This is a genomic window from Micromonospora sp. NPDC048898 (assembly GCF_043198035.1).
Lineage (GTDB): Bacteria > Actinomycetota > Actinomycetes > Mycobacteriales > Micromonosporaceae > Micromonospora.
The window spans coordinates 36011-49695 of sequence record NZ_JBICUF010000019.1; the positions used below are offsets into that span (position 1 = coordinate 36011).

Here is a 13685-nt window from a genome sequence, read left to right on the forward strand (position 1 = left end):
CCACCCCGAAGGGCCGCGACCGCGGCCACCGCACCATCAGCGCCGAAGAGAAGGCGCAGGCCCGTCAGGTGTCGCTGCGCCGCATCGGTCGCCTGTTCACCCCCCACCGGCCCGCGCTGGCCGCCGTCACCGCGATCATCGTGGTCTCCTCGATCGTCGCGATGGCCAGCCCGTTCCTGCTGCGCGCCGTGATCGACCGCGCCCTGCCGCAGGGCGACGTGACGCTCCTGGTCTGGCTGGTCCTCGGCATGGTCGCCGTCGCGGCCGTGACCTCCGCCCTCGGCGTCGTGCAGACCTGGATCTCCACCCAGGTCGGGCAGCGGGTCATGCACCGGCTGCGCACCGACGTCTTCAGCCACCTCCAGCGTCAGTCGCTGGGCTTCTTCACCCGCACCCGCACCGGTGAGGTGCAGTCGAGGATCACCAACGACATCGGCGGCATGCAGTCGGTCGTCACCTCCACCGCCACCGCCGTCGCGGCCAACCTCACCACTGTGGTCGCCACCACCGTCGCCATGGTCGCACTCTCCTGGCAGCTCTCCCTCGTCTCGCTCGTGGTGCTGCCGCCGGCCATCTGGCTGACCCGCCGGGTCGCCCGGATGCGCCGCGAGATCACCGCCCAGCGCCAACGCGAACTCGCCGATCTCAACGTCACAGTCGAAGAGGGCCTGTCGATCAGCGGCGTGCAACTGGCCAAGACCCTCGGCACCGGCCCCGCGCTGATCGACAGGTTCACCGCCTCCTCGGAGCGACTCGTCGACCTGGAGCTGCGCAGCGAGTTGGCCGGCCGCTGGCGGATGGCCTCGATGAGCATCATCTTCGCCGCCGTACCGGCGGTCATCTACCTCGCCGCCGGCCTGCCCGGCACCGCCGGCACGCTGAGCATCGGCACCCTCGTCGCCTTCACCGCCCTGCAGGGTGGCCTGTTCCGACCGCTGATGGGCCTGCTCAACGTGGGCGTCTCGCTCACCGCGTCACTGGCACTCTTCGCCCGGATCTTCGAATACCTCGACCTGCCCGTCGACGTGGCCGACCCCGCCGAGCCGATCCACCTCGACCGGGTCAGCGGACACCTGCGCCTGGAGGACGTCACCTTCGGCTACCCGGGCAGCGACACCGCAGCCCTCGCCGGGATCACCCTGGACGTGCCCGCCGGCACCAGCCTCGCCCTGGTCGGCGAGACCGGCTCCGGCAAGAGCACCCTCGCCGGCCTGGTCAGCCGCCTGCACGACCCGACCGCCGGACGGGTCACCGTCGACGGCGTCGACCTGCGCGACCTGCGCCTGGCCGACCTGTCCGCGATCGTCGGCGTGGTCAGCCAGGAGACGTACCTGCTGCACACCACCGTCCGGGAGAACCTGCGCTACGCGCGGCCGGGCGCCACCGACACCGAGATCGAGGACGCCGCCCGCGCCGCCCAGATCCACGACCTGATCGCCGGGCTGCCCGACGGGTACGACACCATGGTCGGCTCCCGTGGCCACCGGTTCTCCGGCGGCGAGAAGCAACGCCTCGCCATCGCCCGCACGTTGCTGCGCGACCCGCGCGTCCTGGTCCTCGACGAGGCCACCAGCGCGCTGGACACCGAGACCGAGCGGGCCGTGCAGCGGGCGTTCGACGCGCTCGCCGAGGGGCGTACCACGATCACCATCGCCCACCGGTTGTCCACGGTGCGCGACGCCGACCAGATCGCCGTGCTCGACCACGGCCGGATCGTCGAGTCCGGCACCCACGACAGCCTGCTGGGCCGCAACGGCCGCTACGCCACCCTGGCCGCGTAGCCGGCACCGTTCGACGCGACACGACCACTGTGGCGGGTCGGGCCGTCGAGATGACAGGCTCGGCCACATGGAGAGCGTTCTGACGCAGTTGCCCGCACTGCTCGGTGTGTTGATCGGCACCGTCGGCACGATGGTTGCCACCACGGTGACCGAGCGTGCCCGGTGGCGGCGATCCCAGACGGTCCGCTGGGACGAGCGGCGGCTCGACGCGTACGCCGATTTCACACGCGCGGTGAAGGAGATCCATCTACTCTCCCTGGGATTGCTTCGCGCACATCGCCCCGGCTCCCGCGCGCCTGTCCTGGACCGCGAGGAGGGGCTGTCCCGGCTGGCTGAGGCGGACGTGCGCCACACCCTGACCTGGGAGGCGGTCCTGCTGCTGGGCGACGCGACGACGGTGCGCGCGGCCTCCACCTGGCGCTCCGCCGTGCGGAGGCTGGAGCAGGCGGCGCGGAGCCTGCCGGACCCACCGGACGACCTGGTGGCCCTGGTTAGGCAGGCCGACGAGACCCGCGACGATTTCTACCAGGCCGCTCGCGGCAGCCTCGGTGTGCGCGGTGGGTCGGTCGAGCAGTTTCGGCGCCCAGCCGAGGGTCGGGTTCCGGCGGCGCGAAGCTGAGCAGCGCGGGGCGCGGGCTCGCGGCAGCCGACGCGTGCGTCGTCGACGCCCACCGCAGCGCTGTCCTACCCTGACCGGCAGGTCTACTGATCCAGGCGGGCGGCCAACTCCTTCCCCGCTGGCCACGAGTCGTCGCCCATTCGTTCGGCAAGACAGGACAGAGCGAAGGCAAGGGGCCAGGATGCCGCGTGCCGGATGTCTGGAGGCAGAATCCCCACCGGATGGTGGAGGTCCCAGTCGGCGGCCGGAGTGAGGTCCACAGCCATGACCTCCCCCACGTAGGGCCGCTCCGTTCGGCGGACGGCCCGGGCGACCAGTTGGTCGCCGGCGACGTTCAGGAAGGTGACAGCGCAGAATTCGGGTGTGGCACCACGACTGAGCCAACGGCCGTAACCCAGAAGGTCACTACCCTCGATCTCGGCCGAGTTGATGTGGCATTCCTCCCGCAGCTCACGCTCCGCGCCGGTACGAATGATCTCCTGAAGAGTCGGCGTCGACTGTGGTGATACGTCCTGCGGTTCGAGTGAACCCGAGCCGGAGGGGGCGAGAAGTCCCGGGCTGCCCACGTTGTCCCTGGTCTGGGCCACCAGGAGCAACTGCCCGTCGGAGGTGAAGGCCAGCGTGGAGACACCGATGATGTTGGCCAGTCGGCTGTTTCTGAACGTCCGCAGTCGGCCGTGGCGGTCCACGATGAGGTCGCGCCCGCGCAGTGCCAGGTTGCGCCGTCCCACCTCGCACACGTCATAGGGAACGAGCACGTTGCTGCAGAAGAAGTCGAAATAGTGGGCGCTCCGCAGGACGACGACCCCGTCATCGCCCTCCCCGGGCAGGTCCGAGCCGAGCCCCAGCACGGCCGCGTTGTGCATCACCGCTCTGCGCGCCTGCCGGGCCAGAAAGTCGAATGACCATGGCTTCAGATCGCGATGCAGGACGTACTCGCTGATCACCGGGTCGACCGCAACGGCTTGCTGTCGCAGTCGAACGCTCGCGTCGGTCATCACGATGCCGATGTTGCGTGCGCTCTCCAACACCCGGCCCAGGTCGCTCGCGTGCTCGGCGATGTCCCGGTACGTGTCGGCGTCGCGTGGTTGGAAACGCACGGCCCTGGCCCGCCGCCGGTTGGCGCGAATCTCAAGCGTGGACACCAGGACCCCAGCCGCGGCGGCCACGACGCTCAGGACCACGGGCGGGCTGTTCAACGCGGTTGAGGTGCCGAAGGCGGCAAGGACGACACTGGCAGTGGTGAGTCGGTACCGCCACAGGCCGCGACGCCAGATGCTCATGGTCGTCTTGACTCTTCTCGACGTCGCCAGCATGCAGTACCCGCCTTCGGCCCGACCCTGCTTTGGCACTTGCAGGGTATCGGCGGCACCAAGCGGATCAATGGCCGTAAAAGCGCAGGTACAGGCCGATGCTATCGAAGTGGGACCGAATTGCCAGCGGGTGCGACCGCGCGTCGCGCATTTCGTGAAGCGTCGGTTCGACCAGCACGGCCTTCCGTGAGTGCATTTGCCACAGTCGGCACCAAGCCGGGCCGCTACGCCACCCTGGCCGCGTAGCCGGTTCGGGGGAGCGACATTGGGAGTGACGGGTACCGGACACTCCTGACGGGCATGCACGCGGTTTGTCGGAGGCTGCCGCGAGACTGAGGCTTCCGCGAACGAGGAGGTGCCTCGTGCCGTACGTCAGATCACACACCAGGAGGGGTGGAGGCCGAGTTCGGGCCCACTACCGAAGGCGGCGCACCAGCAGTGTCCGGCGGCGATCGACGACCCGCCGCGCGTCCGGCGGCGGCAGGTCGGCCAACGGCTGGTTCTTGCTGCTCTGCGCCGTCGTCGGTTTCGTGCTCCTGCGCATGGTCGTCGACTTCGTCGAGCGGCATCCATACTGGACCGCCTTCCTGGTGAGCCTCGTCGTCGCGGGGGCGACCACAGTCGGTCTCCTCGCGTCGAAGCAGCGTGCCCGCGAGCGGGCCGACCAAGCTCAGCGGGACAGGCTGATCGCGGTGACAGATGCGATGAGCGGGCCCGAGTTCGAGCAGTGGTTCGCGCGGATCCTGGTCGCGTCCGGTTTTCGGAACGTGCAGGTGTGCGGCGGCTCCGGTGACCGGGGAGCCGACGTCACGGCCATCGCCCCGGACGGCCGACGTGTCGTGGCGCAGTGCAAGCGGCAGAGCATCGGCAACCGGGTCGGCAGTGCCGCCATCCAGCGGTTCGCCGGCACCTGCCGGGACATCCACCGAGGCGAGATCTGCCTGCTCGTGACGAACAGCTTCTTCACCGCCGGTGACGGCATCCAGATCGCCCGACAGCTCGACATCACGCTCGTCGACCGGCACGCACTGGAGATGTGGGCCTGGACGGGAAGACCCACGCCAGAGTCCATCGCGGCGGGCGGCTCGCACTGACGCAGAGCGGGTGGCGAGCACCGGCTGGACAATGGCCTCCTGCTCAAATCCGACGTACACATTCTCTTCGATCGCGGCTACCTGGGCGTTGATCCGAAGCATCGTCTTCTGGTCAGTCCTCGGCTTCGGAGCGAGTTCGGCAACGGCGACCAGTTCTATGCCAAGGCAGGTGAGCAGATCGCTCTGCCGGAGCGCCGCGATGATCGGCCACGTGCCGAGTTCCTGGAATGGCACCTCGACACCGTCTACAAGGCAGCTTGAACTGCAGCGCTGGCTGCCGCGGGTCTGGCCGGGTGCGGATACCACATTTGAGTGCGCCCCGGACCGCTGTCCACAGGTGCCCCCGCTGTGCACAGCGGCCCCCGACGGGACAGTGCTCGGGGGCAGGGTGGACGCGTGGACCCGAGGCTGCACGCTCTGCTCGTACGCCATGGCGGCCTGCTCACTCGACAGGACATGCTGCGGGTGGCACCGGCCTGGACGATCCAGGCCGCCGGCCGCGCCGGTCGGTTGGTTCCGGTGCTGCCCGGGATCTACGTCGACGTCGAGCTGGTCCGCGACCGGGACGCCGACCTGCCGGTGCTGGCCCGTGTTGAGCCCGAGTTGGCCCGCCGCGCGGCTCTGGCGTATGGCGGTGGGCGAGCGGCGCTCAGTCGCCTCACCGCCCTCGACGTGTGGGGCCTACGCCGCCAGCCATCCGGGGAGCCGGTTCATCTCGACCTGCCCAGAGGGTCAGGCCTGCGGAATCGGCCCCACCTCGTGGTACGCCATCGCACCGACTTCACGATTGCACCGCCGCAGGTGGTGACACGGGCGGGAGTGCCGGTTACCCGGCTGGACCGGACGCTGGTGGACTGTTGGCCGCTGCTCCAACCGGTCGACCGGTCTGGCCCGCTCATCCGCGCGGTCAATGACCGGCTCACCACCGCGCAGCGCCTCGTCGCCGCTCTTGCCGAGGCGCCGACGATCGACGACCGTGGGACGTTGCGGCGTCTGCTCGACCGGCTCGCCGCCGGATGCCGCAGCCCACTGGAGATCTGGGGCCACGACCACGTCTTCACCGGCCCGGGAATGCCGACGTTCACCCGGCAGGCACGGGTGCGGGTCGGGGCCCGAACCATCTATCTCGACATGTTCGCCGAGGCGGAGCGGGTCGACATCGAGCTGGACGGCGCCACCAGCCATGGCGATCCGGCCGAGCGGGAGATCGACCTCCGCCGCGACGCTCTCCTGGCGACCCTCGGGATCCTCGTCGTCCGGTTCACGCATCGCCGGCTCATCGCGGACCCGGTCCAGGTGCGCCGGGAAACCCTCGCCATCCTCGCCGCACGCTCCTGTTCCCCATGATCAGGTGATGAAAAGTAGGTCTCAGGGGCACTCCAGACCTACTTTTCATCACCTGATCATGAAATGGGGCCACGCCGTCAGCCGGTACGACATCGCGACGTCGCCTGCTGATCGTCCGGGTGTCGTGTGGCGGTCAGCGGTGCACGACATCCTGCCCGGGTGCGCACAATGCCGACCGTCGTCGCGTACCGGCTGCTCGGGGGAGTCGGTGCCACGCTGCTGTCCTGCGCCGGCCTGGCCGCCGGCGCGCTGCCCGTCGGCGCGCACGCCGCCTGGTGGAGCGCGCTGCGGCAGCTTGCGGGGCCGGGGGTGCTCTGCGGATACGCGGGTCTGACCCTGCTCGTCGTCGCCTGGTGGTGGGCGGGCCGGCACCCGCACGCACCCGACAAGGTGATCGGCCGGCGGTCCGCCGCGCTCACCCTGGCCTGCTGGGCGGGGCCGTTGCTGGTGACGCCGCCGCTGTTCAGCCGGGACGCGTACAGCTACCTGGCGCAGGGCGCGATGGTCCTCGCCGACATCGACGTGTACCGGCACGGGGTGGCCCAGTTGGGCGGTGCGTTGGCCGGTGAGGTGCCGCAGATGTGGCAGCAGACCCCCGCGCCCTACGGGCCGGTGTTCCTCGCGGTGGCGGCCGTGGTCACCGCGGCGACCGGCGGCAAGCTGGTGCTCGGCGTGCTCGGTCTGCGCCTGGTGGCGCTGGCCGGGGTGGCGCTGCTGGTGGCGTACCTGCCCCGGTTGGCCCGGCACTGCGGCGTCGACCCGGCCGCCGCGCTCTGGCTCGGCGTGCTCAACCCGCTCGTACCGTTGCACCTCATCGCCGGGGCGCACAACGAGGCGGTGATGCTGGGGCTGCTGGTGGCCGGGCTGAGTCTCGCCTTCGAGCACCGCTACGGCGCGGCCACCGTGCTGGTCACCCTCGCCGCGCTGGTCAAGGTGCCGGCGGTGGTCGGGCTGCTGGTGGTCGTGTCGCTCGCCGCGCGCCACCGCGGGCTGCCGACCTCGGTGGCCCGCACCGCCGGGCTCGCGCTGGGCACCGCCGCCGTGGTCACCTGGGCCACCGGCATCGGGTACGGGTGGGTCGGCGCACTCGGCACACCGATGTACCGGCACAGTTGGTCGATCTCCAGTGCGCTGGGTCGGCTCGCGTCGCGTGCGGCCGGGCGCTTCGGTCTGCACCTGGGCGACGCCCCGATGCGGCTGTGCCTCGCGCTGGGCGTGGCCGCCGCGGTGGCGGTTGCGGTCGGCGTGTGGTGGCATCGGCGTCGGCTCGGCCCGGCGTACGCGATGGGATTGGTGCTGGTGGCGGCGGCGCTGCTCGGCCCGGCGACCCGCCCCTGGTACGCGCTGTGGGGTCTGGTGCTGATCGCGGCGGCGGCGCACGGGCGAGCCCGGCCGGCGGCGGCGCTGGGCGCGGTGGCGCTCACGTTCGTGGCGCTGCCCAGTGGCTTCGGGCCGGACGTGGCGCAGGCGGTGCTGGCCGCCGTCGGGGTGCTGGTGGGGTTGCTCGCGGTCGGTTCGCTGCGCCTGCTGGTGCCTCCCGCCCCGGTGGACGTGGCCCGATGAACGCGGGCCGGCGGCGTGTGGTGACGGTGCTCGCCCTGGTCACCGTGCTCGCGGTGGCGATCGCGGTGCTGCCCGGGCATCGGGGCTGGTTCGACGTCGGTGTCTACCACGGCGCGGTCGGGCACTGGATGCGTGGCGGCGACCTGTACGAGTGGACCACCGGCAACGGGTACGGCTTCACCTACCCACCGTTCGCCGCGGTCAGTATGGTGCCGATGGCCACGCTGGCCTGGTACCCGACGATCGTGGCGAACCTGCTGCTCACCACGTTGGCCGCCGCATTCCTGCTGCACCTGCTTGTGGACCCGTTGGCCCGGCGGCACGGGTGGACCCGCTGGTACGCGCTCGCGCTGGCCTGCTGCCTGCTGGCCGGGCTCAACCCGGTGCGGGACACGGTCAGCTTCGGGCAGGTCAACCTGTTGCTGGTGGCGCTGGTCTACCTGGACCTGTGGTTGTTGGAGCGGGGCAGTCGGCTGGCCGGTGTCGGGGTTGGGCTGGCCGCCGCGGTCAAGCTCACCCCGGCGGTCTTCATCGGGTATCTGCTGGTCACCGGGCGCTGGCGGGCCGCCGCCACGGCCGCCGGCACGGCCGTCGGGGCGACGATGATCGCGGCGGCGCTCGCCCCGGACGCCACCCGGACGTTCTTCACCGAGGCGCTGTGGGACACCGATCGGGTCGGTGTGTTGGCGTACGTGTCGAACCAGTCACTGCTCGGCCTGGTCGCCCGGCTCGACCCGGAGCGCCCGGACCGGCGGCTGTGGCTGCTGCTTGTCGTCGCCGTGCTGGCGGTGTGGGCGCTACGGGTACGCCGGGCCGTGCGCGAGGGCGACGAAAGGGCCGGCTTCGCGCTGACCGGCGTCGCCGCGTGCCTGGTCAGCCCGGTCACCTGGGTGCATCACCTGGTGTGGCTGGTGCCGGGGCTGGTGGTGCTCGCCGCGTCCACGCGGCTGTGGCCGCCAGTCGACGCGACGGCCCGCCGTCGGGTGCGGGCGGGTGTCGTCGGCTACGTCGTGCTGTGCAGCGGGCTGGTCTGGGTCTTCGCCAACGGGTCGGCCGGGCCGTGGGGGTTCGTGGGCGCCAACGCGTACGTCTGGGTCAGCATCGGCATGCTCGCGCTGCTTCCGATCGGGCGCGCCGACACAGATGATCATTCGGGGTTCACCGAGCATTGTGGAGCAGTTGGGGCGCCGAGGGGTGTTGCCACCGACCGGCAGCGGTAGAGACTGGGTCCGGTCCGACAATCACGCGGATCGATGAACTGGATGGTCTGGAGGCAGCCTGTGTCCACCCTCGCGTCCCCGCTGGCCACGCCCGGCGCGATCCGCCGGCGTACCACCACCCTCGCCCTGCTCCTCGCCATGGTCGCCGCCGCGCTCGTCGGCCCGTCCGTGGTCTCTCCCCGGTTGACCGACTCGGCCTCGGCGGCGGTCTACAGCTCCTGTACCATGAGCCGCTGCGCGGACGCCCGCACCGCCCGCTCGGGCTGGTCGGCCAAGGGGTTCCCGACCAGCCGCGGCTGGTACTCCTGGAGCGGTGGGAAGTCCAACTTCGCCGGCGGGCAGTTCTACAACTACGAGGGTCAACTGCCCACCAACGCGACCTACTACGAGTACGACGTCTACCCGCGCACCCAGGGCGCCGCCCGGGACGCGTACCGGATCGTCGTGAACCGCAGCACCGGGGTCACCTGGTTCTCGCCCAACCACTACACCGACTTCTACCGGCTCTGACCGATCTGGGGCCGGCAGGTCGCGGTCGGTCGGCCCCGCTACGGCGGCGTCCCGGTCGGATGTCGCCCGGCTGGGATGTCGCCCGGCTGGGATGTCGCCCGGCTGGGATGTCGCCCCGATCGGATCAGGAGGCACGAGATGATCGATGACGACGAGAGTCGGATGCCCGAGTGGCTGATCGTGTGCCGCGACGACGCCCTCGAACTGTCCGATTCCGTGGTGCTGGCCGGAGCGGCGACCCGGACCAGGGCCGGGCTGTTCGCCGTGCTCGCCACCACGCTGGCCCTGCCGGCGTACCTGGGGGACACCTGGGACGCTCTCTCCGACGTGCTCCGGGAGCGGCTCGACGCCGGCCCGCTCACCCTGCTGATCACCGACGCCGGCCACCTGCTCGCCGACGAGCCTGCCGATCAGTACGCCCTGCTGCTCACCGTGCTCGGCAACCTCGCCACCAGCGCCCCGCATCCTCTCCGTCTCGTCCTGCACGAAGCCGGTTCCTCCTGACCGGTGCTCCGGGGCTCGGCTCGGCGACGGCCGGCTGTCCCAGCGCCGCCGGCCGTCCAGGTCAGTGGGTTGCGGGTGGGATGCTCTGCTCGTACTGGAAGACGTTGTGCGGGTCGTACTTCGCCTTGATCTTTCGCAGCCGCGGGAAGTTGCGCCCCCAGTAGGCCTCCTCCCACTCCGCCATGCCGATGTTCGGCACGTTGACGTAGGCGCCGTCCACGTAGGGCCGCAGCGCCAGGCTGAACTCGGCGATCCAGGCCTGGGCGATCGGAGTGACGGCGTCGTCGCTGTCCGGCTCGCCGCGAGTGCCCCAGCCCGCGCCGGGCTCGGAGTAGAAGAGCGAGTCGCGGTGCGCGAACGCCGCGCCGCCGAAGGGCTCCTGTCGTTGGGCTCCCCGGCCGAAGGCCTGGGCGAAGAAGTTGCTGTCCGGTGACGGGGCCTTCTCCATGAACCGGCGGACGATGCTGATCGCCTCTGCCGGGAAGGGCTCCCTGGTGAACTGTGAGTAGAACTTCCACTTCCCCGGATCTTCGTCGCTCGGGACCTGGAATCCGGCGTACGTCTCGTCCCAGCCGCCGACCTGCACGGTGACCTCGGGGTTGCCGATCGAGAGGAGCGGCTCCAGCAGCCTCCTCGCCTCGGCCTCCGAACCCTCGGCGAGCACCGCGAAAAACAGGATCTCGTCCGGGTGGACCTCGACCTGGGTGCCGAGACGAGGATCGGCGAACGGTGCGGTGTGCTGCCAGAGGTCGAAGATGTCGTGCAGGTTGTCGAGGCCCGGCCAGGTCGCCTGCAGGTAGGCGACGCTCTCCAGCGGAGCCACCTGGTAGGTCAGGGACGTGACGATCCCGAAGTTGCCGTTTCCGGCGCCGCGCAGCGCCCAGAGCAGGTCCGCGTGGTTCCACGGGTCCACCTGGAGCACCTTGGCGCCGTCGACCCCCGCCGCGACGACGATCTCCACACCGATCAGGTTGTCGCAGGCCATGCCGATGTAGCGGGTGAGGAAACCGAGACCGCCCCCGAGGGTCGCACCGGACAGGCCGACGGTCCCCTCGCCTCCGGTCGTCGCCGCGAGGTCGTACTCCCCGAGTGCGGCGACCGCCTCGGACTGGGTGAGCCCCGCGCCGAGCTTCGCCTTGCGGGCGGCGGGGTCGATGTGGACGTCCTTCAGCTCACTGACGTCGATCACGATGCCGTTGTCGACGTTCGACCAGCCTTCCAGGCTGTGCCGGCCGCTGCGTACCCGCAGCGCCACGTCGTGCTGCCGAGCCCAGGTGAGTGCGTTGACGACGTCCTGAGTCTCCTGAGCGAAGACGATCACCAGGGGGTAGCGCACGAACAGTTCGTCCCAGCCGAGGCTCGCCTCCGCGTAGTTGGGGCTCTGGGGACGGACGATCCGGCCGGTCAACGTGGCGGGCGGGAACTTCTCACCACCAAAGGACGGACCGTCCGCCGCCGACGCGGAACTGCCGGCAATCACTGCGGGGAGGGCGACCGCTCCGGCGCCGACGGCCGTCGCCTTGAGCAGGTCGCGACGAGAAAGGTCGCGCATGGTCCGAGTCCTCTCGATCGGGGTTACGTCAGAACTTCGATCGAGAGGACTTCTCCCTCCCAACTGACGCAAAACCACCGTAATGCCGCAGGTTGCGGCAAAGATCCGAGAACTTGTCACGGAACCCGGTCGGGTGATGCGGCAGCTCAGTTGGGGTGGGCGGGCTGGTCCAGGATGGCGCTGAACCGCTCCTCGGCGAGGTCGAGCTGGCCGAAGATGTGCCGCTTCACCGCCGGCGACAACGGAGTGTCCGGCCGGCCGATCAGGTCCCGGAAGAGCGGCACCAGCGGCCGGTACTTCCGGGCCGACGAGACGACCTTCGGCCCGACCGTGTGGATCACCCCGACGCCGTTGTCGGTGAAGTCCGACACCTTGATCACCCGGGCCCAGGGCTCCCGGTCCAGGCTGACCGCCAGGTGCTCCCGGTACTGCGTGTTGCGGTCCCGCTCGGGGTCGTACACCGGGTTGGTGACGGCGGCGACGAGCGTCGCGACGCGCGTCCCGAACCGCGCGCCGAGCGCGGCCAGCGCGGCCGCGCTCGGGTCCGGGCCGGCGTGCCCGTCGGCCAGCTCGGCCGGGTGGTCCTCGACGGCGTCGTGCAGCAGGCCGGCGACGATCACGTCCACGTCGCGCACCTGGTAGTGGTGCATCAACCGGATCGCCACCCGCAGCAGGTGGTTGAGGTACGGCTCGCGAACGCGCCGGTCGTCGCGGTGCAACTCGGCGGCCAGGTCGAGCGCGGCGGTCAACCGCTCGCGGGCGGCGTCGTCGAACTGCTGGACCTCCAACCGGAAGCGCTCCAGCAGGCCCGGTTCGCCGTGGATCTCGGTGATCGCGTGCATCGGCATGCTGCCCAGGTGCGGCGGGAAGTCCATGCGTCACTTATAGCCGATCTTCACCACATCGATGAGCCCTTACGTCGCCGACCCGACCGGCGCGCCGGCGTCGTTCTCGGCTAGCCCGTCAGCTCGGCGCGGTACGCGGTGGTCGCCCACGGCACCGCCAGTTCGCTCGGGAGGGCCCCCCGCTCGGCCGCCCGGCGCAGCACCTCGACCACGCCCCGCAGGTGGCGGACCCGCTGCCCACCCGCACCGACGGTGGTCACCAGGTCGCCGTCGAGCAGTCGGGGCTCCGGGGCGGCCCGTAACGCGTCCAGCAGCGCGGTGAACGGCGCGGTCCGGGCCAGCGGGGCGATCAGCGGCACCCCCGACGGGTCGACCCGGTGCGCGAGCAGGTTCTCCAGCAACCCCTGCCGCCCCGGCACGCGGCGGGTCACCACGTCCCCGGGCAACCGCAGCCGGTCGGTCGGGTATTCCAGCACCGCCTGGCCCGCCGTGCCGGTCACCACCACCTCGCCCGCCACGAACTCCTCAGCCGCCAGGGTCACCGCCACCAGCACGGGTGGGCCGGCGCGGAACAGGACCCGCAGCACGGCGGTGTCCTCCACCTCGATCGGCCGGACCCGGTAGCGCTCCACCTCGATCACGGCCGGCCACGGCGTCGCCCCGCCGAGCGCCTCGCCGATCGCCAGGCACTGCATCACGGCGTGCGCGAGCGGGTTGACAAGTGCGCCGTCCAGCACCGTCCGACCGTCCAGGCTCCGTCGACCGGCCCAGGGGGAGCGGGCGTAGTAGGCGTCCGGCCGTTGCCAGGCGGCCACGCTGGAAATGCCGGTGACCGTACCCAGCCGGCCGGCGGCCAACGCGTCGGTCAGCGCGGTGAGCGCCGCCGAACCGAGCGCCTGGAAACCGACCTGGGCGACCCGGCCGGCGGCGGCGAGAGCCCAGGTCAGCTCCTCGTGCTCGGCCAGCGACAACACCGGCGGCTTCTCCAGCAGCAGGTCCGCACCGCTGGCCAGGGCATCCCGGGCGATCGCCAGGTGGGTGTGCGGCGGCGTGCAGATCACCACCACCTCGGGGCGGGTGGCGGCGAGCATCGCCCGGTGGTCGGTGAACACCCCGACCCCGGGCGGCACCGGCGCCGCCGGATCGTCCCGGACCGGCTGGACGTCGACCAGGGCGACCAGCCGCAACCGGCCGGCGGCGTGCAACGGCGCGAGCACCCGGCGGTGCCAGCGGCCGTGCCCGTTCGCCCCGATCACCGCCACCCGCGGCGGCGTCGCCGTCACCCCGCCGCTCACCACGCACCAGCCGGCCGTGGAGTCACCGGGCACCGGCCGGCG

General features: G+C 71.2%; 14 protein-coding genes. 9 read left to right on the forward strand and 5 right to left on the reverse strand.

Going from position 1 to position 13685, the window contains the following annotated elements; genetic code table 11:
• Positions 1-35 precede the first annotated feature (35 nt).
• The gene (locus ACGFIQ_RS31790; protein ID WP_393249421.1) at positions 36-1781 is read left to right on the forward strand and encodes an ABC transporter ATP-binding protein; all 1746 of its coding nucleotides are present in this window, start codon (positions 36-38) and stop codon (positions 1779-1781) included.
• A 67-nt stretch (positions 1782-1848) separates the two neighbouring features.
• Entirely contained in the window at positions 1849-2400 is a 552-nt protein-coding gene (locus ACGFIQ_RS31795; protein ID WP_393249271.1) for a hypothetical protein, read from the forward strand.
• 83 nt (positions 2401-2483) lie between these two features.
• Here the strand turns inward: ACGFIQ_RS31795 and ACGFIQ_RS31800 are convergent, their stop codons facing one another.
• Positions 2484-3683 carry an NUDIX hydrolase gene (locus tag ACGFIQ_RS31800; protein ID WP_393249273.1) on the reverse strand — a complete coding sequence of 400 codons (1200 nt, stop codon included), beginning with the start codon at positions 3681-3683 and terminating at the stop codon, positions 2484-2486.
• Between the two features lie 445 nt (positions 3684-4128).
• Complete coding sequence (locus tag ACGFIQ_RS31805) at positions 4129-4257, reverse strand: hypothetical protein (protein WP_393249275.1); 129 nt, start codon at positions 4255-4257, stop codon at positions 4129-4131.
• Here ACGFIQ_RS31805 and ACGFIQ_RS31810 point away from each other — a divergent pair.
• The 7 genes from ACGFIQ_RS31810 (at position 4244) to ACGFIQ_RS31840 (ending at position 9951) form a co-directional block, all read left to right on the forward strand.
• Positions 4244-4807 (forward strand): restriction endonuclease, encoded by a 564-nt coding sequence (locus ACGFIQ_RS31810; protein WP_393249277.1) that lies wholly within the window; start codon positions 4244-4246, stop codon positions 4805-4807. The genes ACGFIQ_RS31805 and ACGFIQ_RS31810 overlap by 14 nt on opposite strands.
• Before the next feature lie 24 nt (positions 4808-4831).
• Complete coding sequence (locus tag ACGFIQ_RS31815; RefSeq protein ID WP_393249423.1) at positions 4832-5068, forward strand: HNH endonuclease; 237 nt, start codon at positions 4832-4834, stop codon at positions 5066-5068.
• A gap of 135 nt (positions 5069-5203) precedes the next feature.
• Positions 5204-6154 carry a DUF559 domain-containing protein gene (locus ACGFIQ_RS31820; protein WP_393249279.1) on the forward strand — a complete coding sequence of 317 codons (951 nt, stop codon included), beginning with the start codon at positions 5204-5206 and terminating at the stop codon, positions 6152-6154.
• Positions 6155-6313: 159 nt separating this feature from the next.
• Positions 6314-7717 (forward strand): polyprenol phosphomannose-dependent alpha 1,6 mannosyltransferase MptB, encoded by a 1404-nt coding sequence (mptB, locus tag ACGFIQ_RS31825; RefSeq protein ID WP_393249281.1) that lies wholly within the window; start codon positions 6314-6316, stop codon positions 7715-7717.
• Positions 7714-8937, forward strand: a complete 1224-nt coding sequence (locus ACGFIQ_RS31830) for a glycosyltransferase 87 family protein (protein ID WP_393249283.1) — start codon at positions 7714-7716, stop codon at positions 8935-8937. The genes mptB and ACGFIQ_RS31830 overlap by 4 nt, the downstream gene beginning before the upstream one ends.
• 60 nt (positions 8938-8997) lie before the next feature.
• The gene (locus ACGFIQ_RS31835; RefSeq protein WP_393249285.1) at positions 8998-9447 is read left to right on the forward strand and encodes a ribonuclease domain-containing protein; all 450 of its coding nucleotides are present in this window, start codon (positions 8998-9000) and stop codon (positions 9445-9447) included.
• 138 nt (positions 9448-9585) lie between these two features.
• Complete coding sequence (locus ACGFIQ_RS31840; protein WP_393249287.1) at positions 9586-9951, forward strand: barstar family protein; 366 nt, start codon at positions 9586-9588, stop codon at positions 9949-9951.
• Positions 9952-10012: 61 nt separating this feature from the next.
• On the opposite strand, the gene ACGFIQ_RS31845 is transcribed toward ACGFIQ_RS31840, so the two are convergent.
• The 3 genes from ACGFIQ_RS31845 to ACGFIQ_RS31855 all read right to left on the reverse strand — a co-directional run bounded on the left by ACGFIQ_RS31845 (position 10013) and on the right by ACGFIQ_RS31855 (position 13676).
• The gene (locus ACGFIQ_RS31845) at positions 10013-11503 is read right to left on the reverse strand and encodes an FAD-binding oxidoreductase (protein ID WP_393249289.1); all 1491 of its coding nucleotides are present in this window, start codon (positions 11501-11503) and stop codon (positions 10013-10015) included.
• A gap of 146 nt (positions 11504-11649) precedes the next feature.
• A complete protein-coding gene (locus ACGFIQ_RS31850) occupies positions 11650-12378 on the reverse strand; it encodes an HD domain-containing protein (RefSeq protein ID WP_393249291.1) in 729 nt (242 codons plus the stop codon).
• An 80-nt stretch (positions 12379-12458) separates the two neighbouring features.
• Positions 12459-13676, reverse strand: coding sequence for a Gfo/Idh/MocA family protein (locus ACGFIQ_RS31855; protein ID WP_393249293.1), 1218 nt, complete (start codon positions 13674-13676; stop codon positions 12459-12461).
• Between the last annotated feature and the right edge of the window lie 9 nt (positions 13677-13685).